The sequence below is a fragment of the Dyella terrae genome (assembly GCF_022394535.1).
Taxonomy (GTDB): domain Bacteria; phylum Pseudomonadota; class Gammaproteobacteria; order Xanthomonadales; family Rhodanobacteraceae; genus Dyella.
In genome coordinates, this window is record NZ_CP089414.1 from 4,184,320 (window position 1) to 4,206,057 (window position 21,738).

Genomic DNA, 21,738 nt, shown 5'->3' on the forward strand with positions numbered 1-21,738 from the left:
AAAAGGGCGGCCATGGGCCGCCCTTTTTTATCCTGAAGCCGAAAGATTACTCTTCCGCGCCATCGTTCTTGAACGCCCCCGGCTTCGAGCCGAAGTCGCCGTCCGCTTGCGCGGCCATATACGAGAACGCTGCATAGACGGCCGCGTTCTGTGCCAGTTCCTTCGGGTCGATCTTGTCGAGCGTGTCGTTAGCGGTGTGGTGGTAGTCGAAGTAGTCGGTACCGTCCTGTACCAGTGTCAGCGCGGCCATGCCCTTACCGTGCATCTGCGACAGGTCGGAGCCGCCACCGCCCGGCTTGGTGGCGTCGTAGTCGACGCCAATCGGGGCGAGCACCTTGGCGATCTGCTCGATTGCGCCGCGCGCTTCCGGTTTCACGCTGGCGCTCATCAGCCAGACCTTGCGTGCGCCGAAATCCGACTCCGTGCCGAGCTGGAACTTCGCAACTTCCGCGGCGTGCTTGTCCGCATAGGCGCGACCGCCCCACAGGCCCATCTCTTCATTGGCAAAGGCGATGACGCGGATCGTGCGATCCGGGCGTTGCGGCATGTCGTGGATCAGCTTGCCGGCGGCCATGGCAATCGCTACGCCCGCGCCATCGTCAATGGCACCCGTGCCCGGATCCCACGAGTCGAGGTGGCCACCGATGGCGACGACCTGCTCAGGGTGCTTCTTGCCGGTGATTTCGCCGATCACGTTAGCGCCGGTGTAGGTGCCGTTGAAACCGCAGTCCAGATCGAGCTTGATGCTCACCGGCTTGCCGTAGCCGAGGATACGGGTGAGCTGGTCGGCATCGGGGTTGGAAAGCGCGGCAGCGGGAATGGCGTCCTTCGGGTTCTCGAAGCCGGTCACGCCCGTATGGGGCGTGCGGCTGTTGGCGTCGGTACCGGCGGAGCGCAGCAGGAAGGCGGCCGCGCCCATCTTGGCGGCGATCACCGGGCCACCCACGCGCACGCCCGAACCGATGGCGTAATCATGGCCGTCCTTGTGGCGCTCCATGCGCGCGTCCACGTAGACGATCTTGCCCTTCACGCTGGCGGGGTCGGCCTTCTTCAGCGCATCGAGGCTGTCAAAGCGCACCACGTCGGCGGTCAGGCCGCCCTTGGGCGTGCCTGCGGAATAGCCAAGTGCAATCAAATCCAGCGGCTGCGGGAACGGCGCGACGATCTCGGCGTGTTCGCTCCGGCGCTCCCACAGCGGATAGGTGACTTGCTCGGTATAGACCTTGTCGAAGCCCAGTGCCTTGAACTTGGCAATGGCCCACTCACGACCGCGCACATCGGCGGGCCCACCGGCCAGGCGCGGGCCCACTTCCGTGGTTAGCGAGGTGACGATGTCGTATGCCGTGTTGTCGTTCATTGCCTTATCGCGCAGCTGTTCGGCCGTCTTTACGGCTGCTGCGGGAATGGTGGTCTGGGTGGCTGCGTTCGCCGTGCCGATGGCAAGCATCAGGCTGGCGGAAAGCAGGGTGAGCGACAGTCGGCGCATGGGGTAGTCCTTGGGCGGAAACGGCGATTATGGCCCGCCCCCATGTGGCTGCTTAGGCCAGAAGTCATGGTGCGGGAAACGCAAAAGCAAGTGGTACGAAAAAGGCGCCCGCAGGCGCCTCATTCGCGCATCGTTCCCCGTCGCTTACTTGGGGTTCTGCGACTTCAGCAGGTCGCGGATCTCGGTGAGCAACACCACGTCTGCCGGCGGCGCCGCTGGCGCGGCTTCCTGCTTGCGGGTGAGCTTGTTGATCGCCTTGACCACCAGGAAGATCGCAAACGCGATGATGAGGAACTGGATCAGGGTATTGATGAAGGTGCCGTAGCCAATAGCCACTTCCGCGATTTTGTGCGCTGGATCGGTATTGTCAGCCGCCTTGAGCACCCATTTCATCTGCGTGAAGTCGATGCCGCCGGTGAGCAGGCCGATAGGCGGCATGATGATCTGGTCCACCAGCGACGTGACGATCTTGCCGAAGGCGCCGCCGATGACCACACCGACCGCAAGGTCGATCACGTTGCCGCGCATGGCGAATTCTTTGAACTCTTTGAGCATGCTCATGCTTTTCTCTCCCTGGGCCGGATGGCGTGGAAACTCTAACGCAGTGGACGTTGGACGCGACAGGCAATCGCGTCCATGGATTCAGGCAACCTTGCCTTCCAACGTGGCGACACCGGCGAGTTCCGCACGGAAGTGGTCGCCGCGTTGCAACGCCGATACACCTGCGGGCGTGCCGGTGAAGATCAGGTCGCCCGCCTTCAGCTCGAACAGGGTCGACAGGATGGTGATGATCTCGTTCACGCCATGCACCATGTCGCCCAGGCGGCCGTGCTGGCGCTGCTGACCGTTGATGGCGAGCGTCAGTGAGGTATCAGCATCGAGCTCCACCTCGCTGGCGGGCCGCAAGGCGGAGACCGGCGCCGAGTGGTCGAAGCCCTTGGCAACGTCCCACGGGTGGCTCTTGGCCTTGGCGATGGCCTGCAGGTCGCGACGGGTCAGGTCCAGGCCCACGCCGTAGCCCCAGATCCGCTCGGCCGCCTGCTGGGCGGTCAGGTCGCGGCCACCACCACCCAGTGCCACCACCATCTCCACCTCGTGGTGCAGATCCTGCGTAGCTTGCGGGTAGATGACGTCGGCGCCATCAGTCACCACGGCATCGGCGGGCTTGGTGAAGAACAGCGGGGTGTCCTTGTCCACCGTGGCGCCCATTTCGCGGGCGTGCTCGGCGTAGTTGCGGCCGATGCAGAAGATCCGGCGCACCGGGAAGCGTTGGTCGCTGCCGATGATCGGCAGGCTTGGAACGGCAGGGGGCGTGATGATGTATGACATGGGCCGAAAGGGTACCACCGTGGGCCATACGCGCCAGTCACTTGTCACGTCAGCTTTTTTCGGAGGCGGCTTGCGAGTACAACCGGCCCGGCTTTCGGCCTGTGGCATCGGTGGCGTGACATCTGTCACCGCGTTTGACTGATGAGGGCCTCTGGAGACGACAGCGCCGCTCCAGCATCGTGTGTTACATCGAGGAACCGGCGCGGACCGGCAGGGAGAGCGTGTGGCTAATGCGGATCTGTTGAAAGAACTGCGCATCGAGAAACACCTGCGCGAAGAGCACGGCCAAGGCCCAGGGCGTTGGCCGTGGATTGCCGGTGGCGTGCTGCTCGTAGTGGTGGTCTCAGCGCTGGTGGCGTGGCTGGTGATGGGGCATCGCGCCATCGAGGTGCAGACCGCGCAGGCGCAATCCCCGGTGGCCAATGCCGCGGCCGGCGCCGTGCTGCAAGCCACGGGCTATGTCACCGCGCGGCGGCAGGCCACGGTATCGGCGCAGATCACCGGCACGCTTACCGATGTGCTGATCGAAGAAGGCGACCACGTGAAGCAAGGCCAGATCGTGGCCCGGCTGGACGACTCGCAGTACAAGGCGGCATTGGATGCGGCCCGCACGGCCGCGGCCGCCGCGCATGCACTGGTGGCGCAGTACCAGGCGCAGTTGGCGCAGAACGAACGCGACGCCGTGCGCAACGAAACACTCGCCAAGCGGGGGCTGGTTCCCGAGCAGGTGGCTGAGCAAGCGCGCACCCTGGTCGACAGTACCCGCGCGCAACTCGTGTCGCAGCAACGCAGCGCGGACTCCGCCGATGCGCAGGTGGTGGAAGCGCGCGTCAACTTCGACTACTGCGTGATCCGCGCCCCGTTCGACGGCGTCATCACCACCAAAGATGCACAGGTCGGCGAAATCGTGTCGCCGTTCTCCGCCGGTGGCGGCTTCACCCGCACCGGCGTCGGCACCGTGGTCGACATGGATTCGCTGGAAGTGGACGTGGACGTCAACGAGGCGTACATCGGCCGCGTGAAACCGAACATGCCCGCCGAGGCGGTGCTGGACGCGTATCCCGACTGGAAGATTCCCGCCCACGTCATCGCCATCGTTCCGGCCGCTGACCGTGGCAAGGCCACCGTAAAAGTGCGCGTGGCGATGGAGAAGAAAGATTCGCGCATCGTGCCCGACATGGGCGTGCGCGTGTCCTTCCTGGAACAGAAACAGGACGAGCCGCAGGCGCAGGCACTGCAGGGCGCGCTGGTGCCGGCGGCGGCCATTGCCCAGCGTGACGGCCGTGGCGTGGTGTTCATCGTGCGGGGCGACACCGTGCAGCAGCACGACGTGCCATCGACAGCATCGAAAGTCGGCGACCAGAGCTTGCTGCCGACGGGTGTGGACGTGGGTGACACCGTGGTGGTGTCGCCACCGGCGGAACTGAAGGACGGCGACCGGATCAAGAGCGCAGCCAAGCCTGCGCAGTAACCGGTTGGCAGTGCGTGATCGGGAGCATCGCCACCGGCGATGCCTGGCAATTCGCATCGGGAGTTAGAGCCATGGGCACGTTGATCGAAACCCGCGACCTTTCCAAAGTGTACGAGCGCGGCAGGCAGAAAGTCGAAGTACTGCACCACATCAACCTGGACATCGCCGAGGGCGATTTCCTCGCGCTGATGGGGCCCTCCGGCTCGGGTAAGACCACCTTGCTCAACCTGATCGGCGGCCTCGACACGCCGACCGGTGGCAGCATCACCGTCGCCGGGCAGCGCCTGGACCAGCTTTCGGGCGGTCAGCTTGCCAAGTGGCGCGCTTCGCACGTGGGCTTTGTGTTCCAGTTCTACAACCTGATGCCGATGCTGTCGGCGCAGCGCAATGTGGAACTGCCGCTGCTGCTCACCAAGCTTTCCGCCGCGCAGCGGCGCAAGAACGCATCCATCGCGTTGCAATTGGTGGGTCTGGGTGAGCGCGCTTCGCACAAGCCGAGCGAGCTTTCCGGTGGTCAACAGCAGCGCGTGGCGATTGCGCGTGCGATCGTGTCCGACCCCACCTTGTTGGTGTGCGATGAGCCGACCGGCGACCTGGACCGTCAGTCCGCCGAGGAAGTGCTCGGCCTGCTGCGCGTGCTCAACCGCGAACACGGCAAGACCATCGTGATGGTCACGCACGATCCCAAGGCGGCCGAATACGCCAACCATACCCTGCATCTGGACAAGGGCACGCTGGTCGAACAGGCATTGGCGTGAGGATGCGACGATGAAATATCTCCATCTCATCTGGGCGGCGCTATTCCGGCGCAAGGCCCGCACGATACTTACGCTGGTATCGATCATCGCCGCGTTCTTGCTGTTCGGCATGCTCGATGCGGTGCGTACCTCTTTCAACCAGGCGGGACAGAGCGCCAACGGTGCACAACGCCTGCAGACCGGCTCCAAACTGTCCTTCATCCAGACCTTGCCGCAGTCGCTGGAAGCGCAGATCGCGCAGGTGCCCGGGGTAAAGATGGTCACCTACGCCAACTGGTTCGGCGGTGCGTATCAGGATCCGCACAACCAGGTCTTCAGTTTCGCGGTTGAACCCAATTACATCGACCTCTACCCCGAGATCGACGTGAGTCCGGCCGAGCGCAAGGCGTTCGACGATACGCGCACGGGCGTGCTGGTTGGCGAGGTGTTGGCGAAGCGGTTCAACTGGAAAGTGGGTGACAAGATACCGCTGCAGTCGACCATCTTCCCGAACCGTCAGGGCAGCAAGAACTGGACGTTCGACATCGTTGGCATTCTGCACTCCAAGGACAAGAAAGCCGGCGGCTTCTATGACCAGATGCTGCTCCTGCATTGGAAATACTTTGACGAAACCACACCATTCAATCGTGGCACCGTGGGCTGGTACGTCACTCGCGTGGCGGATGTAAATCAGGCCGATCGCGTCGCCAAGGCCATTGATGCGATCTCCGCCAACTCCGACCATGAAACACGCACGCAGACCGAGCAGGCAGCCACGGCCAGTTGGATGAAACAGCTCGCAGACATCGGTCTTATCGTGGGGTCGATCATGGGTGCTGTGTTTTTCACCCTGCTGCTGCTATCCGGCAACACCATGATGCAGGCGGTGCGCGAGCGTACCAGCGAGCTGGCCGTACTCAAGACGATTGGTTTCTCCAACCACGCGGTGCTCGGCATCGTGCTGGCCGAGTCGGTGTTGCTGTTGTTGATCGGTGGAGTGATTGGACTGGCATTGGCGTCGCTGATCATTCCAGGGATAAGCGCGAACAGTGGCGGCATGCTCAATCTGCCCGTCGTGGGCGCGAGTAGCTGGATTCTTGGCGTGGTGCTGATGATCGCCATCGGCCTGCTGGTGGGCGCATTGCCGGCCATACGGGCGATGCGACTGAACATCGTCGACGCGCTCGCGGGCCGCTAAGGAGAGTGACATGACCAATTTCCTGATCAATCTCGGCCTGTTCATCCTTGTCGTGGCGGCCATTGCCTTCTGGATTGCGCTGCCTTGGCAGGGAGCCATCGTGCTGGTGGTGCTGTTTGCTCTGTGGATGGCCTTCACGCGCTCCGGCCGTCGTGCCGCCTCGGTAGCCAGCGTAGGCATCAGCACGCTGGGCCAGCGACTGGGTTCGTCGGCAGTCATCGTGGTCGGCATTGCCGGTGTGGTGGGCGTGCTGGTCGCACTGCTCGCCATGGGCGAGGGTTACGGTGAAACGCTGCGCAACACGGGCAGTGCCGACACTGCCATCGTGATGCGCGGTTCGTCTGCCGCCGAAGTGATGTCGGTGCTCGATCACGACAGCGTGACGTTGATTCCACAGGCCGTAGGCATCGCAAAGGATGCGAAGGGTCAGCCCATCGCTTCACCAGAGATCGTCGTGGCGGCAAACCTTCCGCTCAAGGGCAGCACCGCGGACGACGAAGGCAGCGTGCAGCTGCGCGGTGTGGGAGAGCAGGCGTGGGCCGTACGTCCGAATGTAAAGATTGTCGAAGGGCGCAACTTCCAGCCGGGCATGCGTGAGCTAGTCGTGGGCAAGGGCGCCGCCAAGCAGTTCGATGGGCTCTCACCGGGCCGCACCGTCAAGCTGGGCAATCAGCAATGGACGGTGGTCGGCGTGTTCTCCTCGGGTGATGCGATGGACTCGGAAGTGTGGGGCGATGCCAGCGTCGTGGCCGACACGTATCGTCGTGGTAGTAGCCGTGCCTCGGTGACGGTACGGCTGACCGATCCCAAGGCTTACGTCGCCTTCAAGAAAGAGCTGGAAGACAACCCGCAACTGAAGGTCGATGTCAGCACTACCATCGATTACTTCAGCAAGCAGTCCGAAGGCATGACCAAAGTGATCCGCATCATGGGCATCGCGGTGGGCCTGATCATGGCGATCGGTGCCATGTTTGGCGCGCTCAACACTATGTTCGCCGCCGTGGCTTCACGTGCAAGGGAAATCGCCACGTTGCGCGCCATCGGCTTCCGTGGTTTTCCCGTGGTGGTGGCAATCATGCTGGAGACCATGTTGCTCGCGCTGATCGGTGGCGTGCTGGGTGGTTTGCTCGCCTGGTTGATCTTCAACGGTTACAGCGCCTCAACGCTAGCCGCCGGTACGGTGGGCAAGCTTAGCTTCGAGCTGCGTGTGTCACCAGAGCTGTTGTGGACCGGCCTGAAGTGGGCGTTGGCCATTGGTTTTATCGGTGGCCTGTATCCGGCCATGCGTGCGGCACGACTACCGGTAACGACGGCTTTGCGCGAGCTTTGATCAACACATCGGGAAGCATGAAGGGCGCAGCTTATGCTGCGCCCTTTTCTATTCGCTAAGGCATCACTGGCGGCACATAGGCCAGGGTCAGGCCCAATACCCACAACAAGCCCAGCACCAGTGGCACGTGAACCAGTAGCTGCATAAACGTGAAGCCGACGACATCGCGCGCCTTCAGTCCGAGTACGCCGAGCAGCGGCAGCATCCAGAACGGATTGATCAGGTTGGGCAACGCCTCGGCCGCGTTGTACACCTGTACCGCCCAACCCAGGTGTACGTGCAGGTCGTTGGCGGCCTGCATGACGTAGGGCGCTTCCACCAGCCACTTGCCGCCGCCCGATGGCACGAAGAAACCGAGCACGGACGAATAAACGCCCATCACCAGCGGAAAGGTGTCGGTGGTGGCGATATGCACAAACAGGCCGGATAACCGGTGCGACAAGGTCACGTCACCGATGCCGGGTGCATGCGTGAGCAGGGCGGCGATGCCGCCGTACAGCGGAAACTGGATCAGTACGCCTGCCGTGCTGGGCACAGCGCGCGCGACGGCGTTGAGAAAGCTGCGCGGACGCCAATGCAGCAGCAGCCCCACGGTAAGGAACAAAAAATTGTAGGTGTTGAGGTTGGCGATGGCGGTGATCGCCGGCTTGGTGACGAATTCATGGCCGAGCCAACCCAATCCAAGCAATCCGATCAGCACAGAGAGCAACGGGCTGTATTCAAGCCACTCGCCGGGGCGCTGGCGCGGCGGCAGGGCAGGTGTCGCCGTCTCGCTGACACCGAAGTCGTTCGCCGTGCGTGCGTTGTGATCGGATGGTGCGGTCAACCAGCAGACCAGCAGCGACACAGTGATGAGCACGGCCGTCAACACGATCGATTGCCACAGGAAAATCGTTTCGCTGAAAGGCAGAACGCCGGTGATGTTGATCAGGCCCGGTGGCATGCTCTTGGGATTGGCCTGCAACTGGGCAGCGGACGACGACAGTCCCATCGCCCACACGGCGCCCAGACCGAGGTACGCCGCCGCGCCGGCTGCGCGATAGTCCATGCGCAGATCCTCGCGACGCGCCAGAGCGCGCACCAGCAATCCGCCGAACACCAGCGAAAAACCCCATGACAGCAACGAGGCGAGCATGCTGATCAGGCCCACGTAGCAGATTGCGCCACGCCCTGTTTTTGGGGCGCGTGCCAGCCATTCGATGAAGCGCGCCACCACGGGCGCAGTGGCGACCACGTAACCGCCGATGACCACGAAGGTCATCTGCATGGTGAAAGGGATCAAGCTCCAGAAGCCGTCGCCGAACGCGCTGACGGCGACGGTGGGCGTAGCACCGAAGGCTAACGCGGCGATGGCGACGATGATCACGCCCAGCGCAGCAAACACCCATGCATCGGGAAACCACTTTTCCGACCAAGCTGCGCTACGCAGCGCGGCGCGGGCCATCAGACCTTCGTTCGTCGCGTTCATCGGCGTGTCCCCGTCCGGATCGGGGTATGGTGACCGCCCCGCCAAAGGCGAGGCAAGCCTACCAAGGTCGAGGCGCCTCAGCGACGCTGGCGGGCCAGCGTGATGGCGCCCACGCCGAGCAGGATGATGGCCATGCCGATCAGGTCATAGGGCCCGACGCTCTCGCCGGCCAGTAACACACCAAACAACACCGCCACTGGCGGGTTCACGTAGGCGTAGCTGGTCGCCAACGCCGGGCGCGCGTGTTTGAGCACGTACAGGAAGGCGCTGAAGGCGATGATGGAACCAAACACTGCCAGGTAGACCAGCGCCGCCGTAGCGCGAACGGTGGGGTGCGCGGGCAGGCGCTCGCCGCTGGCGAACGCCACGATCAAAATGGCCACGCTGGCGCACAGCATCTGGGCCGCCGTATTCATCGGGCCGGTGGGCATGTCCTGCCTCCGGCTCCAGGTGGCGCCGAAGGCCCAACTCATGGCGGCGATCAGCAGGGCGATGGCGCCGATGCGCGAGCCGGAGAGGCTGCTACCCAGGTTCAGCACGATCACGCCAACGAAACCGATCACCAGGCCTACGCTTTCGCGTCGCGTCGGCCACTCACCGTACAGACCGGAGAACATGGCCGCGAACAACGGCATGCTCGCTACGGCCACCGCAGCAATACCTGAGCTCACGCGCTGTTCCGCGAAGCAGACCAGTCCGTTGCCGAAGCCCAGCAGCAAGATGCCGGTGATGGCCGCATTGCGCCATTGGCGTGGCGTAGGCATGGCTACACCGCGCAGGCGCAGGAAGGCGAACAGCGCCACGCCGGCACCAAGGAAGCGGATGCCCGCCAGTAAGAACGGCGGATAGCTCTCCAGGGCGTAGCGAATGCCGAGGTAGGTCGAGCCCCAGATGATGTACAGCGCAAACAGACCCAGCGGTACAAGCACGCGGGCGTCAGCAATGGGCGATGGCACCGCGGGGGCGGCGGTAGTGGTCGTCGTGTCGGTCATGTCAGGGTGCGCGGGGAGCATCGCGGGGCGGATGCCGCCTAGAGTTTACAGGCAGCGCAACATTAATCCGGGCGAGGCGATGGCAGAAGCGAGGCTTCAGCAAGGTAGTCTTGAATGGCGCTCAAGTCAGGCGGCCGAGCGCTTCCTTAGGGGTTCCTCGTGATGCTGCTCGTTGGCGAGCAATTCGCGCTTGCGCTCCACGCCCCAGCGCCAGCCGCCCAGCGAACCGTCCTCGCGGACAATGCGATGGCACGGCACGATCAACGCCAGTCGATTGTTACCGCAGGCGTTGCCGATGGCGCGGGCGGCTTTGGGCATGCCCAGTTCGGCGGCCAGTTCGCCATAGCTCTTGGTGGTGCCGGAAGGAATGCGCGTCAACGCGTTCCATACCCGCCACTGAAAGGCGGTGGCGGCCACATCGAGTGGTGGTAGTTCCGGTGCGGCGCCATCGCTCCAGCCCAGATCGCTGGCAATGCGCGCGATCACTGCATCGAGCCACTCTTCGCGACCGGCGTCCACTCGCTCGCGTGTGGCCTTTGGAAATTCATTGGCCAGCCGTTGCTCGAGTTCCGCATCGGTGTCGCCCAGTGTGACCGAGCAGATACCGCGCGAGGTCGTGGCGACCAGTAGCCGCCCCAGCGGGGTGCTGGTGGTGGTGTAGCGGATGTCCGCACCTGCACCTCCCGCCCGGTAGCTGGCGGGCGTCATGCCAAGCAGGCGGTCGCTGTGTTCGTAGACACGGCTGCCGGAACCGAAGCCGGCGTCATACACGGCATCCGATACGGCGGCGCCTTTGCGCAACGCGTTCTTGAGCTGGCCGAAACGGCGCGCGCGGTGATATTCCGCTGGACTCATGCCGTAGCGGCGGCGGAAGGCGCGTTGCAGATGGCTGGGGCTGAGGCTGGCGGCCTCGGCCAGGGCCAGCAGAGTGGGGGCCTCGTCCGCGCGCTCCAGCAGCTGGCGGACGTGTTCGAGCGTCGTTTCGTTGGCGCGGGCATTCATGATCGACATCCAGGAGAACCGATGGATCCAGCCTAGTGCCTCGGTCCGGCACCAGCTATCCGGATCTTGCGCAGGCATCCCTGCGCCGGAATGCTGAACCCGTGAGAGCGCAGCCCGCGCGCGACCGCAGCCTCGCGGTCAGCCTCGATTGCCGGTATCAGCCAGGAGCAGGCAAAGCTTTCAGCGCGCCGCGTGGCGCGTCTGTTGCAGCACCACGAATTCGCCCTCGATCACCTCGGGCTGGTGCGCACGGCCGCCTGCGGGCGACACGGCGCCGCGCTTGCGCGACCATTGGCGCAGGGCGAACACCACAGCGCCTCCCACCAGGAGCACGCCGGCCACCACGAGACCGAACACCATCAAAACACCGACAACGGCCAGCCCCACGAGAAGCGAGAGGGCGCGAACCAACGGGTGGCGGGAACGACGCGGCATGGGCAATGAAAAGCGCATGTGTTAAAAATCCGTGTGGTAAAATCAACGACTTACGAGCGTAACGATGGGGCCTTACGGCCAAAGAGGCAAGTGCCGATGGATACAGCAACACCCGACCAGGCGCTTTGCCGACTGGACGATATCCCCGAAAACGGCGCGATTGCCGTCGACGCCGTGCTGCGCGACGGCGAGGAAAGCGTGATCGTGCTGCGTCGTGATGACGCGGTGCACGCCTACCTCAACATCTGCCCCCATGCGGGTCGGCGGCTGGATTGGGCGCCCGGCAAGTTTCTGCTGAAAGACAACCTGCTGATCTGCGCCGCGCATGGCGCGTCCTTCCAGGATGTCGATGGCCTGTGCATTGGCGGCCCGTGCCGCGGCGAGCACCTGCGTCGGGTCGGCGTGCGCGTGACGGATGGGGAAGTCTGGCTCGACGACTGAGATCGATGCTGGCCTCAGGCTCTCAGTGATACATCAAGTTGATGGTCACCAACGTCAGCACCAGGACCAGCGCTGTGAGTGGTAAGCCCACGCGCAGGAAATCCTTGCCGCGATAACCGCCCGGGCCCGCCACCATCATGAGTGCGGGATGGCCGGAGCTCAGCAAGAAAGTATTGGACGAGGAGACGGCCACGATCAACGCGTAGGCCGACGGGTTGTTGCCGGTGGCGATCGCGACGCTGATCGCAACGGGCACCATCATCACGGTGGCGCCCACGTTGGACATCACCTGCGAGAAAAGCAGCGTGAGGATGGCCAGCGCCAGCTGCAGTACCCAGTGGTTGGTGTGACCCAGATGTTGCAACACCACCTGCGCGATCCACGCGGCGGCGCCGGTGGCGTCCATCGACCAGCCCAGCGGAATCAGGCAGGCGGTGACGAAGATGGTCTTCCAGTTGATTGCCTTATACGCCTCGTCCATGTTCAGCACGCCGGTGAGCAGCATGCCGATGGCGCCGGTCATCATGGCCACGGACAGGTCGAGATGCGTGAACAGGGCCAGGCACTTGGCTAGCAGAAAGAAGCCCACGGCCTGCCAGATCTTGCCGGGGCGCTGTTCTTCCTTCGGAATGTCAGTAACCACGACGAGGTCGCGGTCTTCGGTGGCTAGCGCCAGGTCGCGCCAGCTGGAATGCAGCACCAGCGTGTCGCCCGCGCGCAGGCTCACCGAGCGCACGTCGTCGCGATATACCTGGTCGCCGCGGTTCACCGCCAACACCGAAATGCCGTAGCGCTTGCGCAGTCGTAGTTCGCCAACGGTCTGTTTGAGGAAGCGCGAACTCGGCGGGATCACCGCTTCGGAAATACCGGCGCGTGAGGGGTTAAACAGCTCGCCCAACTGCCGCATGCGTGGCGAGAGCTTGCATAGCTGATTGTTGGCGAACTGATTCAATTGATCGCGCGGCCCGAGCACACCGAGTACCGAGCCCACCCAGATTATGTGGTCCGCCGGTGGCGCCATGCGTGAGTCGTTGCCGCTCTTGATGGCGAGGATCAGCGGCGCGCCGTACAACTGCTCCACCTCGCCAATGCTCATGCCTACCAGCGGGCTTTCCGCCGTCACCGTAAGTTCGGCGGTCTCGCCGACGATGCCATAGGTGTCAGCGAAATAGCTCTCCGTGCGGCCCGGCGTGACCTTGAGGCGCTCGTCCTCACGTTCTGGCAGGAGCTTCTTGCCGAAGAAATAGAAAAAACCGACGCCTGCGAGGGCGAGCACGAGGCCGACCGGCGTGACGCTGAACAGGCCGAACTTCGGAATCGTGTGCGCACCCGCCGGCAGGTTGGCATTCGAACTGGCCACCAGGTCATTCAGCACGATCAGCGGAGAGTTGGCGATCAGCGTGGTGTTGGTGGCGGTAAGAATGCAGAACGCCATCGGCAGCAGTAGCCGCGAGATCGGCACACCAGTACGGGCGGCAAGACGGCTCGTGACCGGGATCATCAGCGCCGCCAGCGCCTGACTGGGAATCACCGCGCTGAACAGGCTGGTGACGAGGTTAATCACCACGCCCAGGCGCGATTCCACGCCACGGGCCATGCGCATCACGAAGCTCGCCGTGAGCGTGAGCACGCCAGCGCGATCCAGTCCCGCGCCCATGATCATGATGGCAATGATGGCGATGACCGCGTTACCGGCAAAGCCATTAAAGACACGGTCGGAAGGAATGAGCCCGGTGAGGCCGATCACGACCACTACCAGCAGAGCCACCATGTCGGCGCGGATCCACTCCAGCACCAGCATCAGCATGGTGAAGCCCACGAGCCCCAGCACCAGGATCATTTCGGGGGTGAGGGCGAGTCCCACTAGCGAACGCCCCTCGGCTGGGCGTCTTGGCGACGACTGGATGTGGGCAGTGGGAACTTCACGCTGCGACGACTCGTCCCTGTTTGAGACGTGAGTATAAGCGTGTGGTGCGGCGGTCTGGTGAACCTAGGCTGCAATGTGGAACGTGGTGGTGTTTTTGTTTGTTGGGTTGTGAGGCGAGTGGTTGCGCAGCGGCGCATGTTTTCTCCCTCTCCCCGTAGGGGAGAGGGAGAAACGCCGCGGCGTTATGCGTACCGCGCTTGTTCGGCTCTTTCAGCCGAAAATAGCTAGAAATGACGACTCGAATGAAGCGGCCAGCTCGGATTTACCCTCAGCCAGAAATCATCCCAACCACCCTGTGGGCCAGAACCAGCAAAACCGTAACCTCACACCTTGCGATAAAGCAGATCCCACACCCCATGCCCCAACTTCAGCCCGCGACGCTCAAAGTGCGTCTCGATGCGCCACGCGGGCTTCTCCGCGTACTGGCCTGGCCCGATGTCGTTGCGCCAATCCGGCGCAGCCTCCATCACTTCGAGCATGTGCTCAGCGTAGGGCTGCCAGTCGGTGGCCAAGTGCAGCAGGCCGTTCGGGGCCATGCGTGAGGCGAGTAGGGCGACAAACTCCGGCTGGATGATGCGGCGCTTGTTGTGGCGCTTCTTGTGCCAGGGGTCGGGAAACCAGATGCGTGCTTCGGCGAGCGTGCCGGGCGGGATCTCGTTTTCCAGCACTTCGACGGCGTCGTGCTTGTACAGGCGCACGTTGGTCGCATCGCGTGCCGCCAGCGCATTCATCAGGCGGCCCACGCCGGGACCGTGGACTTCGACGCCGATAAAATCGCGGCTGAGGTCGTTCTCGCTCGCCCACGCGAGCGCTTCGCCGTTGCCGAAGCCGATTTCCAGCACCAGCGGCGCGTGGCGACCATAGCGGGTGGCATAGTCTTGCGGCGTAGCGGTGTAGTCGATGCCGAAGCGGGCCCAGTGGTCGTCGAAGGCGCGCTGCTGGGCCGGCGTCATCCGGCCTTCGCGCAACACGAAGCTGCGGATGCGGCGCATGAACTGCGGATGCTCGGCGGCGTCGTGTTCGCCGTTGTGGTCGTGCTGGTCAGTCATGGATCAACCGATGGTGCCGTCGATCGGGCTGGACGCGGAGGCGAAGCGCTTGCGCGGAATGCGGCCCGCTTTGAACGCGGCGCGGCCGGCCTGGATGGCGAGCTTCATCGCGTGCGCCATCAGTACCGGATCCTTTGCACCGGCGATGGCTGTGTTCATCAGCACGCCGTCGCAGCCGAGTTCCATCGCGATGGCAGCGTCGGAGGCCGTGCCCACGCCGGCGTCGACGATGATCGGCACCTTGGCGTTCTCAATGATTTCCAGCAGGTTGTAGCGGTTCTGGATGCCAAGGCCCGAGCCGATCGGCGCCGCCAGCGGCATCACAGCCACGCAGCCGATGTCTTCCAGGCGCTTGGCCAGGATCGGGTCGTCGCTGGTGTAGACCATCACGTCGAAGCCGTCGGCCACCAGCGTTTCGGCGGCCTTGAGCGTTTCCACTACGTCGGGGAACAGCGTGCGCTGATCACCGAGCACTTCCAGCTTCACCAGCTTGTGGCCATCGAGCAGTTCACGGGCGAGCTTGCAGGTGCGTACGGCGTCTACGGCGTTGTAGCAGCCGGCGGTGTTCGGCAGCAGGGTGAACTCTTCGGGCGGCAGCGCATCGAGCAGATTGGGCTGGCCGGCATCCTGGCCGATGTTCACGCGGCGAATGGCGACGGTGACGATCTCGGCGCCAGCGGCTTGGCTGGCGCGGCGGGTCTCGTCGAAATCCTTGTACTTGCCGGTGCCGGTGAGCAGGCGAGAGCCGTAGCTCTTGCCGGCGATGATCAGCGGATCAGAAGAATCGAGCGTCTTGATGTTCATCGTGGGGTCTTCAGTCTGCGGCGACGCGCTGGCGTCGCGTGAACACGGATGCGGGGGCGATCAGCCGCCGCCGATGGCATGGACGATCTCCACGCGGTCGCCTGCGGCAAGGGCATGGCTGGTGTGCAGGCTGCGCGGGACGATCTCGTGGTTCACCTCCACGGCAACGCGGCGCTGGCCGTAACCGGCCTCGTCCAGCAGCTGGGCGACGGTGGTGGCGGGGGAGCAGTCGCGTGGAGTGCCATTGAGTGTGATTTGCATCGGGCCATTGTAGCGGCTGCTGGCGCCGATGCCGGCTCTGGCAAGAAAAAGGCCCGGCATCGCCGGGCCTTTCTGGGCGGGAGGCCTCGCGGGGCCTCAGTTGTGCTGGTCGTCCTTGTGCGGCGGAGGCGGCGCGCGATGTTCCTCGTGGCTGGGCTGCGGCTGACGTTGTTGCTGGGGCTGCTGCTGCGGCGGCTGGTAATTGCCCCGTGGCGGCTCATAGCCGCGCTGCTGCGGCTCCTCTCGCTGCATGGCTTGGCGCTGCTGCATTTCTTGCTGCTGCATAGCCTGACGCTGTTGCATCTCCTGCTGCTGGGCAGCCTGGCGTTGCTGCGAGGCTTGGCGTTGCTGTGCTTCCTGCTGTTGTTGCGCTGCCTGACGCTGTTGCATTTCCTGCTGTTGTGCGGCCTGGCGTTGTTGCATTTCCTGTTGCTGCTGGGCCTGGCGCTGCTGCATTTCCTGCCGCTGGATGGCGTTGTCCTGGTTCACTGGCTGGCGCGGCGCCTGTTGTTCGATACGCTGAACATTAGGCAGCGTGCCCTGGGCTTGCTGGGCGCGCTGGCGATCTTCGGCGGCGTTCGGGATGAAGCTCACGCCGGGGCGCGGTTGGGCGTTATCGTTGCGCTGGACTTGGGGCTGCTCGCTGTTCGGGTGAACGAAGCGCGCCGATGGCAATTCACCGGGTCGCGGCGCTGCGGTCGCGTTGTCGACGCGTTGGGCCGGGCGATTGACAGGGGCCTGCGCTTGAGCAGGCTGATTGCCGCGTACCGGTCCGTTCTGCTGTGCCGGAAGAGGTTGCTGGCGGTCAGGTACGCCCGTGCGCATGCCGGGGCCCGGGCTGTTGTTCAGAAGCCGCACGTTGCTGGGCGCCGCAGCGGCCATGCGCGGCGCGCCGGCCACGTTGGCAGGGCGTCCACCGAAGTTGGCAGCCGGCGGCGTGCGAGCCACCACTTCGCGCTGAAAGCCGCCGACGGGAAGCTGACGAGCGGTGGCCGGGCGCGGTGGCGCGAAGCTGGTGTGCACCGGCGCGATGCCGCTGACGCCGCGGGACATCACCGGTGCGTTCGCGAACTGGCGAGGGTCTACCGGGGCCATGTGCTGGCGCGCATTGCGCGCAGCGACGAAGTCCTGCGCAGACATGGCCCGGAACGCATGCGGCACATCGCGGTTCATGTAACGCTCGTTCGGCATGTCGTGGCCGCCGCGGAAGTAGTTGTAGTTGTTGTTGATGTTGTTGATCACCACGGTGCGGTTATTGCGCACGTAGATGTTGGTGACGTTGACGTTGGTGTAGTAGCCGCGACTGACGCGGTACCAGGGGTTGTAGACCTCGCCCGGACCCAGCGGGAACCAGCCCACCGGGCGGCCGGCGCTCACCGAAACGCTGAAGCCAGCGCCACCGACGAAGGCGACCAGCGCGGGCGCATAGACAGGGCGCACGCCGATCGGGCCCGGCACCCAGCACCAGCGTTCGCGGACATGGGCCCAGCGGCCGTAGTGGTAGGGCGCGAAGCCCCAGGGCGCTGCGTCTACCCACGTCCAGCCCCACGGGCCGACGTAGGACCAATAACCGTCGCTGTAGGGCGACCAGTCCGCGGCTACGTTCGTGGGATACCAGACCTGGCCGTAGTCCGGGTCGGACTGCCAATTGCCGTACTGGTCGAGATCCTGCGCGCCGACGACATCGGGCGACACGTACTGCTGGTCGCTCGGTGCCGCGGCATAGCGCTGATTACGGCTGTTGCACCAGGCGTCGAAGTCGTCGCCGCCTTGGATGTCGTTGATGCTCACCTCGTTGAGCGAGGAGTCGGCAAACTCGTACGAGCGGCCAGCGGCGACCATGCGCTGCGCCCCGCCTTCGCCGTACACCGTGGCCCGGCCATCGAAATCGGTCACGCGGGTGGACTTGCCGTCTTCGCTGATGTCTACGCGGTAGGTGCCGGGCTGGTTGATCACCAGCGCGACGGTGGGCGTGTCGATCTCGTAGCCTTGGCCGTCACCCAAATTGTTCACGGTCAGATTGGCCGTGCCTTGGGTCAGCTCGAGCTGCGTGAGCTGATCATTGAGGGTGAGAAAGCCGACATTGGAGTCGTCCGCGATGCGCAGCGTGCCGCTATCCAACTGCAGTTCGGCGCGGCCGTTGTCGCCGCTAGCCAGGCGGTCGCCGGTAGTCAGTGGCCGGTTCAGGCTGGCGTCGCCCCAGTTCTGTTCGCCAGACGGCAATAGGCTGACGTCGCCCTCCCGGTAGGAGAGCCGTGCGATGCGCGCAGGTGGATCGCCGGCCGTGTTGCCATCGTCCGGTGGCGTCTGCGTCTGCGCCAGTGAGAGTCCACTGACGCAGGTCAGCAAGGCCGCCGCCATCCATCGCCGGGCGCGCGGCGACGTCAGGGAAGCAGTAAGCACACGCATGGAGTTCTCCGGAGCTGGACGCGAAGTCATCGCGGAAGGATTCGTTGGGCATCCGCAAAAACACGTAGGGAAAAACGGATGCCGGCGGACGCATTATGCGGATGGGAGCTCCGTCCATCGCAAGGACCGGCGGCACCGTGGCAAAAAATGGTTCAGCCGGCCGCCATGTCCGGTTCACGCCGTATTTCGGCTGGAGCGTTTCCAGTGCTGCAGGGGGTTGTTCCCAAGTCCTGCGGAGGCGGGTTACCATCTTCCGGCGTTGCGGGTGTAGCTCAATGGTAGAGCTGTAGCTTCCCAAGCTACTGACGAGGGTTCGATTCCCTTCACCCGCTCCAGTCCTTGGTTGGGCCTCCATTTTTGGCGCAGTGCATGCGGATCTGCGAATCCCTGCAAAAACAAAGGGCCTCCAAAGAGACCCTTTGCATCAGACGCGTTCAACGGCGCTGATTCAGCCCGGCGGATAATATCCGTAGTAGACCACCACGCTTCCACCATCGGCAGCGAACTGCGCGACATAGGCCCCAATGTTCGGTCCGGTGGGCGGCGGGAAGGCGTTGCCGCCGTCGCTGTCGGTTTCCATCCCTTGATCGATGAGGTCGTTGAACGAAGTCACCGGAAGGTGGGCAACCACGAAGTAGTGATCGGTGATGGACCAGGCGCCATTGGGCTTGGTGGTCCGCCGCTCGATCTGGATCTCATCGCCCACGCTGACCTGATGGCCGTTACTGGCGGCCAGCGTGGAGCCGTTGTAAAGCGAAATCGCCGATTGCACATAACTGAGCAGGGCAGGGGTTTGCCCCGACACCACGCAGGTGGAGCACTGCAGGAAGACGCCGGTTGTTTGATTCGACTTCGGGGGGTGTGCGGCGTAGGCTTGCCCGAACAAGCAAGCCGTCACAATCGCCGAAAGTGCCAAAATTCCACGCTTAGCTTTCATGCCTTTTCCTTTGGCTATGGGTATGCGACGAGTCTGTCGCGCCGATTTATGTAGCGAAGGGAGGGTGAAGTAGCTGTCAATCCCGATGGCGTGGTCATCTGGTATCAATGACCAGGGCCTGCTTCTGTTGAGGCTCCAATTTCCATAGAATCAACTTTGCGTGCGTGTGCTGATCGATGATGTCGCATGATCGTCGATGCGCTTTACGTGCCTCTGTCCCGGCTCTCCAACCCCACTGAGCTCCCTTCTAGTAACCTGCGGCGCGCGCTGATCATGGCGGAAGTAACTATCCTCGGCTGGCGGGAGCGGCTGTCGTTGCCGATGCTCGGCGTTCCCTTGCTTAAGGCCAAGCTCGATACCGGCGCGCGCAGTAGTTCGCTGCACGTGGATACGCTGGAAAGTTTCGAGCGCGCGGGCGATACCTGGCTGCGCTTCTCCGTCACCGTTGGCGGTCGCCATCGGGTGGAGGTGACCTGCGAAACCCTGGCTCTGGATCGCCGCGCTGTGACTGATACGGGCGGTCGGCGGACCATGCGCTGGTTTATCCGCACCGACGTCGTGCTTGCCGGTGAACGCTTTGCGGTGGACATCAATCTGACCGACAGGCGTCATATGCTGTTTCCCATGCTGCTCGGACGCAGCGCCCTGCACGGTCGATTCGTGGTGGATCCCGCGCTTTCCTATACACAGCCCCGCCTCGTCAGGACGGGCACAACGGGTGTTTCATGAAGATCGCTATCCTTTCGCGCAACACCCGCCTCTATTCGACCCAGCGGCTTGTCGACGTAGCGCGCGAGCGCGGCCACGTGGTGCGGGTGCTCGACCCCTTGCGCTGCTATGTCCGCATTGCCCCGGGCAACATGTCTATCCGCTACAAGGGCAAGCCGGTCAAGGGCATCGATGCGGTCATCCCGCGCATCGGTGTCACCAGCACGTTCTACGGCACCGCCGTGCTGCGCCAGTTGGAAATGATGGGTGTGTACACGCCCAACTCGTCCGATGCTGTGCTCAGCGCGCGCGACAAGTTGCGCTCGCTGCAGATCCTGGCGGCCAAGGGCCTGGACATGCCGGCGACGGTGTTCGGCGATAACCCGGACGATACCGCCGACGTGCTCGCCATGCTGGGTGAGCCGCCGCACGTCATCAAGCTCAACGAGGGCAGCCAGGGCACGGGCGTGGTGCTGGCGGAAAAGCGCAGTGCCTCGCAAAGCGTTATCGAGGCCTTCCGTGGGCTTTATGCCAACTTCCTCGTGCAGGAGTTCATTGCCGAGGCCAAGGGTACCGATCTGCGTTGTTTCGTGGTCGGCAAGAAGGTCGTCGCGGCCATGCAGCGCGAAGCCGTGCCGGGTGAATTCCGCGCCAACATTCATCGTGGCGCTACGGCTCAGGCGGCGACGCTCAGTGCCGAGGAGCGCCGTATTGCCGTCCAGGCAGCGTCAGCGTTGGGATTGGGTGTGGCCGGCGTGGACATGCTTCGCTCGAAGCGTGGTCCGCTCATTCTCGAAGTCAACGCATCGCCGGGTCTGGAAGGCATTGAAGCATCCACTGGCGTGGACGTGGCGGGAGCGATCATTCAGTACCTTGAGGCGGAGGCGGGCGCTCCGCTACAGGTTCCTGCAAGGCGCCGTTCACAACGCGCCTAGAGCGTGGAAAGCCCTAGTTCCTTTGGCACTTTGACCTCCGCTTCACGCGAGATTTAACATCGGGACCTCCTGCAGGGCGCGTCCCGAGGGGGGATGCCGCAGGGTGGAGGAACACAATGAAGCGCAAGTACTGGCTGCCGGTCTCGGCGGCGATAATGCTCGTGTTGCAGGTGGCGTCGGTTCACGCAAAGGAAACCAAGCCTGACGTCAAGGCCAATACCAAGGACGAATTCGCCGCGGTGGCCGATCATGTTCGTCAGCAGATGGGACCCGGCGGCCGGTTCGATTCCGTCAATAAGGACGACCAGACGACCGTCAATCGCGACCTGAGCAGCATGCAGTCGCTGTATGACAAGTTCGGCACGGTCGACGCGATGGATCAACCTTCCAAGGTCGAGCTTTACAACAACCAGTCCGAGGTCAACGCGATCCTGACGCGCCATGACGAGGACCGCGAAGTCTGCGAACAGATCAAGCCGATGGGATCCAACATACCCAAGACGGTGTGCCGTACCCAGCGTCAGATCGACGATGAGAATGGCAAAGCGCAGCGTTACATGCAGGACGTGAGTCAAAAGCCCCAGACCAGGGGCGGCAACTGACGTTAACGCCGATGTGAGTACCGGTTAACCCCTGTGTAACCGCACGGCACCTATAAAGACTCCACTGCAATTTGTTGGCACTTCCGCGAGGTACGGTGACAGCAGATTTCGGTATCGGGGCAGTAGCTTGGGCCCAGGCGAGCGACCACGAGTCGACCAGCCTGGGCTTTTTTCTTGCCTGTCCCTCAACCCTGTTCAGGTTCCTGCCTGTCAGGCC

At 63.7% G+C, this 21,738-nt stretch carries 21 protein-coding genes and 1 tRNA gene; 9 read left to right on the plus strand and 13 right to left on the minus strand.

Annotation, left to right across the window (positions count from 1 at the left end):
• Window positions 1–46 precede the first annotated feature (46 nt).
• The 3 genes from DYST_RS18435 to DYST_RS18445 all read right to left on the minus strand — a co-directional run bounded on the left by DYST_RS18435 (window position 47) and on the right by DYST_RS18445 (window position 2,815).
• Entirely contained in the window at window positions 47–1,486 is a 1,440-nt protein-coding gene (locus tag DYST_RS18435) for a M20/M25/M40 family metallo-hydrolase (protein WP_239947365.1), read from the minus strand.
• Window positions 1,487–1,630: 144 nt separating this feature from the next.
• Entirely contained in the window at window positions 1,631–2,047 is a 417-nt protein-coding gene (gene mscL / locus DYST_RS18440) for a large-conductance mechanosensitive channel protein MscL (RefSeq protein ID WP_102304853.1), read from the minus strand.
• Window positions 2,048–2,128: 81 nt separating this feature from the next.
• Window positions 2,129–2,815 (minus strand): fumarylacetoacetate hydrolase family protein, encoded by a 687-nt coding sequence (locus DYST_RS18445; RefSeq protein ID WP_239947372.1) that lies wholly within the window; start codon window positions 2,813–2,815, stop codon window positions 2,129–2,131.
• 223 nt (window positions 2,816–3,038) lie between these two features.
• On the opposite strand from DYST_RS18445, the gene DYST_RS18450 reads away from it, so the two are divergent.
• The 4 genes from DYST_RS18450 to DYST_RS18465 all read left to right on the plus strand — a co-directional run bounded on the left by DYST_RS18450 (window position 3,039) and on the right by DYST_RS18465 (window position 7,551).
• On the plus strand, window positions 3,039–4,286 hold the full coding sequence (locus DYST_RS18450) for an efflux RND transporter periplasmic adaptor subunit (RefSeq protein ID WP_239947374.1): 1,248 nt from the start codon (window positions 3,039–3,041) through the stop codon (window positions 4,284–4,286).
• Window positions 4,287–4,357: 71 nt separating this feature from the next.
• Window positions 4,358–5,044: an ABC transporter ATP-binding protein gene (locus DYST_RS18455; protein ID WP_239947376.1), complete on the plus strand. Its 687-nt coding sequence runs from the start codon at window positions 4,358–4,360 to the stop codon at window positions 5,042–5,044.
• Between the two features lie 10 nt (window positions 5,045–5,054).
• On the plus strand, window positions 5,055–6,221 hold the full coding sequence (locus tag DYST_RS18460) for an ABC transporter permease (RefSeq protein ID WP_102304857.1): 1,167 nt from the start codon (window positions 5,055–5,057) through the stop codon (window positions 6,219–6,221).
• 10 nt (window positions 6,222–6,231) lie between these two features.
• The gene (locus DYST_RS18465) at window positions 6,232–7,551 is read left to right on the plus strand and encodes an ABC transporter permease (RefSeq protein ID WP_239947384.1); all 1,320 of its coding nucleotides are present in this window, start codon (window positions 6,232–6,234) and stop codon (window positions 7,549–7,551) included.
• Window positions 7,552–7,606: 55 nt separating this feature from the next.
• On the opposite strand, the gene DYST_RS18470 is transcribed toward DYST_RS18465, so the two are convergent.
• From DYST_RS18470 to DYST_RS18485, 4 genes are all read right to left on the minus strand, one after another.
• A complete protein-coding gene (locus DYST_RS18470; protein WP_239952149.1) occupies window positions 7,607–8,995 on the minus strand; it encodes a short-chain fatty acid transporter in 1,389 nt (462 codons plus the stop codon).
• Between the two features lie 101 nt (window positions 8,996–9,096).
• Complete coding sequence (gene yedA / locus DYST_RS18475) at window positions 9,097–10,011, minus strand: drug/metabolite exporter YedA (protein ID WP_239947386.1); 915 nt, start codon at window positions 10,009–10,011, stop codon at window positions 9,097–9,099.
• 126 nt (window positions 10,012–10,137) lie between these two features.
• Complete coding sequence (locus DYST_RS18480; RefSeq protein WP_239947387.1) at window positions 10,138–11,013, minus strand: methylated-DNA--[protein]-cysteine S-methyltransferase; 876 nt, start codon at window positions 11,011–11,013, stop codon at window positions 10,138–10,140.
• A gap of 180 nt (window positions 11,014–11,193) precedes the next feature.
• On the minus strand, window positions 11,194–11,466 hold the full coding sequence (locus DYST_RS18485; RefSeq protein ID WP_239947388.1) for a hypothetical protein: 273 nt from the start codon (window positions 11,464–11,466) through the stop codon (window positions 11,194–11,196).
• Window positions 11,467–11,544: 78 nt separating this feature from the next.
• Between DYST_RS18485 and DYST_RS18490 the strand changes: the two genes are divergently transcribed.
• Window positions 11,545–11,889 carry a Rieske (2Fe-2S) protein gene (locus tag DYST_RS18490; protein WP_239947389.1) on the plus strand — a complete coding sequence of 115 codons (345 nt, stop codon included), beginning with the start codon at window positions 11,545–11,547 and terminating at the stop codon, window positions 11,887–11,889.
• 22 nt (window positions 11,890–11,911) lie between these two features.
• On the opposite strand, the gene DYST_RS18495 is transcribed toward DYST_RS18490, so the two are convergent.
• The 5 genes from DYST_RS18495 to DYST_RS18515 all read right to left on the minus strand — a co-directional run bounded on the left by DYST_RS18495 (window position 11,912) and on the right by DYST_RS18515 (window position 18,339).
• Window positions 11,912–13,729: an SLC13 family permease gene (locus DYST_RS18495; protein ID WP_102305225.1), complete on the minus strand. Its 1,818-nt coding sequence runs from the start codon at window positions 13,727–13,729 to the stop codon at window positions 11,912–11,914.
• Between the two features lie 410 nt (window positions 13,730–14,139).
• A complete protein-coding gene (gene trmB / locus DYST_RS18500) occupies window positions 14,140–14,865 on the minus strand; it encodes a tRNA (guanosine(46)-N7)-methyltransferase TrmB (protein ID WP_239947390.1) in 726 nt (241 codons plus the stop codon).
• Between the two features lie 3 nt (window positions 14,866–14,868).
• The gene (locus DYST_RS18505; protein WP_019466276.1) at window positions 14,869–15,669 is read right to left on the minus strand and encodes a thiazole synthase; all 801 of its coding nucleotides are present in this window, start codon (window positions 15,667–15,669) and stop codon (window positions 14,869–14,871) included.
• 60 nt (window positions 15,670–15,729) lie between these two features.
• Window positions 15,730–15,930 (minus strand): sulfur carrier protein ThiS, encoded by a 201-nt coding sequence (gene thiS, locus DYST_RS18510; protein WP_102302998.1) that lies wholly within the window; start codon window positions 15,928–15,930, stop codon window positions 15,730–15,732.
• A gap of 96 nt (window positions 15,931–16,026) precedes the next feature.
• Window positions 16,027–18,339, minus strand: coding sequence for a DUF6600 domain-containing protein (locus DYST_RS18515; RefSeq protein WP_239947391.1), 2,313 nt, complete (start codon window positions 18,337–18,339; stop codon window positions 16,027–16,029).
• Window positions 18,340–18,600: 261 nt separating this feature from the next.
• Here DYST_RS18515 and DYST_RS18520 point away from each other — a divergent pair.
• Window positions 18,601–18,674, plus strand: a tRNA-Gly gene (locus DYST_RS18520).
• 113 nt (window positions 18,675–18,787) lie between these two features.
• Here the strand turns inward: DYST_RS18520 and DYST_RS18525 are convergent.
• A complete protein-coding gene (locus tag DYST_RS18525) occupies window positions 18,788–19,276 on the minus strand; it encodes a hypothetical protein (RefSeq protein WP_239947392.1) in 489 nt (162 codons plus the stop codon).
• Between the two features lie 273 nt (window positions 19,277–19,549).
• Between DYST_RS18525 and DYST_RS18530 the strand changes: the two genes are divergently transcribed.
• From DYST_RS18530 to DYST_RS18540, 3 genes are all read left to right on the plus strand, one after another.
• Entirely contained in the window at window positions 19,550–20,005 is a 456-nt protein-coding gene (locus DYST_RS18530) for an ATP-dependent zinc protease family protein (RefSeq protein ID WP_239952150.1), read from the plus strand.
• On the plus strand, window positions 20,002–20,919 hold the full coding sequence (rimK, locus tag DYST_RS18535) for a 30S ribosomal protein S6--L-glutamate ligase (protein WP_102302980.1): 918 nt from the start codon (window positions 20,002–20,004) through the stop codon (window positions 20,917–20,919). The genes DYST_RS18530 and rimK overlap by 4 nt, the downstream gene beginning before the upstream one ends.
• Before the next feature lie 116 nt (window positions 20,920–21,035).
• Complete coding sequence (locus DYST_RS18540; protein WP_239947395.1) at window positions 21,036–21,521, plus strand: hypothetical protein; 486 nt, start codon at window positions 21,036–21,038, stop codon at window positions 21,519–21,521.
• Window positions 21,522–21,738 lie beyond the last annotated feature (217 nt).

What these genes read in the sequence shown, in the direction of transcription:
- DYST_RS18435 (WP_239947365.1), bottom strand. Translation starts at nt 1,486, where the DNA reads ATGCGCCGACTGTCGCTCACCCTGCTTTCCGCCAGCCTGATGCTTGCC.
- mscL (WP_102304853.1), bottom strand. Translation starts at nt 2,047, where the DNA reads ATGAGCATGCTCAAAGAGTTCAAAGAATTCGCCATGCGCGGCAACGTG.
- DYST_RS18445 (WP_239947372.1), bottom strand. Translation starts at nt 2,815, where the DNA reads ATGTCATACATCATCACGCCCCCTGCCGTTCCAAGCCTGCCGATCATC.
- DYST_RS18455 (WP_239947376.1), top strand. Translation starts at nt 4,358, where the DNA reads ATGGGCACGTTGATCGAAACCCGCGACCTTTCCAAAGTGTACGAGCGC.
- DYST_RS18460 (WP_102304857.1), top strand. Translation starts at nt 5,055, where the DNA reads ATGAAATATCTCCATCTCATCTGGGCGGCGCTATTCCGGCGCAAGGCC.
- DYST_RS18465 (WP_239947384.1), top strand. Translation starts at nt 6,232, where the DNA reads ATGACCAATTTCCTGATCAATCTCGGCCTGTTCATCCTTGTCGTGGCG.
- DYST_RS18470 (WP_239952149.1), bottom strand. Translation starts at nt 8,995, where the DNA reads ATGGCCCGCGCCGCGCTGCGTAGCGCAGCTTGGTCGGAAAAGTGGTTT.
- yedA (WP_239947386.1), bottom strand. Translation starts at nt 10,011, where the DNA reads ATGACCGACACGACGACCACTACCGCCGCCCCCGCGGTGCCATCGCCC.
- DYST_RS18480 (WP_239947387.1), bottom strand. Translation starts at nt 11,013, where the DNA reads ATGAATGCCCGCGCCAACGAAACGACGCTCGAACACGTCCGCCAGCTG.
- DYST_RS18485 (WP_239947388.1), bottom strand. Translation starts at nt 11,466, where the DNA reads ATGCGCTTTTCATTGCCCATGCCGCGTCGTTCCCGCCACCCGTTGGTT.
- DYST_RS18490 (WP_239947389.1), top strand. Translation starts at nt 11,545, where the DNA reads ATGGATACAGCAACACCCGACCAGGCGCTTTGCCGACTGGACGATATC.
- DYST_RS18495 (WP_102305225.1), bottom strand. Translation starts at nt 13,729, where the DNA reads ATGATCCTGGTGCTGGGGCTCGTGGGCTTCACCATGCTGATGCTGGTG.
- trmB (WP_239947390.1), bottom strand. Translation starts at nt 14,865, where the DNA reads ATGACTGACCAGCACGACCACAACGGCGAACACGACGCCGCCGAGCAT.
- DYST_RS18505 (WP_019466276.1), bottom strand. Translation starts at nt 15,669, where the DNA reads ATGAACATCAAGACGCTCGATTCTTCTGATCCGCTGATCATCGCCGGC.
- thiS (WP_102302998.1), bottom strand. Translation starts at nt 15,930, where the DNA reads ATGCAAATCACACTCAATGGCACTCCACGCGACTGCTCCCCCGCCACC.
- DYST_RS18515 (WP_239947391.1), bottom strand. Translation starts at nt 18,339, where the DNA reads ATGCGTGTGCTTACTGCTTCCCTGACGTCGCCGCGCGCCCGGCGATGG.
- DYST_RS18525 (WP_239947392.1), bottom strand. Translation starts at nt 19,276, where the DNA reads ATGAAAGCTAAGCGTGGAATTTTGGCACTTTCGGCGATTGTGACGGCT.
- DYST_RS18530 (WP_239952150.1), top strand. Translation starts at nt 19,550, where the DNA reads ATGGCGGAAGTAACTATCCTCGGCTGGCGGGAGCGGCTGTCGTTGCCG.
- rimK (WP_102302980.1), top strand. Translation starts at nt 20,002, where the DNA reads ATGAAGATCGCTATCCTTTCGCGCAACACCCGCCTCTATTCGACCCAG.
- DYST_RS18540 (WP_239947395.1), top strand. Translation starts at nt 21,036, where the DNA reads ATGAAGCGCAAGTACTGGCTGCCGGTCTCGGCGGCGATAATGCTCGTG.